The sequence below is a fragment of the Acidovorax sp. MR-S7 genome, from assembly GCF_000400995.2.
Classification (GTDB): Bacteria; Pseudomonadota; Gammaproteobacteria; order Burkholderiales; family Burkholderiaceae_C; genus MR-S7.
Map to the genome: position 1 here is coordinate 1 of NZ_DF238991.1, position 419 is coordinate 419.

General features: G+C 62.5%; 1 protein-coding gene. It reads right to left on the reverse strand.

The genetic code is table 11. The features are described 5' to 3' along the window. On the reverse strand, positions 1–303 hold a 303-nt coding region (locus tag AVS7_RS23390), incomplete at its 3' end, for a transposase (protein WP_234450044.1). Positions 304–419 lie beyond the last annotated feature (116 nt).

The following is a 419-nucleotide window of genomic DNA, read 5'->3' on the forward strand; positions in this document are numbered from 1 at the left end:
GGTATCCACTGGGCCGCGCAGACGGATGACAGTGCCGCCCACCTCAATCTCCATCACTGTCTCGGGCTGGCGGGCGTTTGTGGTGGCCACCACCTCAGCTGGCCGAGCGTCTGCGACGACCGTGACCGGCAACAACGTATGAGGTGAGGACTGCCAGTGCTCGAGTTTCATCCAGCTGCGAAGCTGGTTGGCGTTGACACCGTGGCGAAGTGCCAGGCCGGCAACCGAAACCTCTGGCTTGAGCGCTTGCTCCACCAGCCAGGCCTTGAAGGCCGAGACGTAGATGCGCTTGCCGTTGCGCATGACTCGCTCCACCGTCGGGCCGTTCCACTCTGGGGTGTGTCCACTGTCTTGCATATGGACATATCCTGCATTGACCCTCCGCTCCTCACAAGAAGGGCCTTGGGGCCACGCTTACC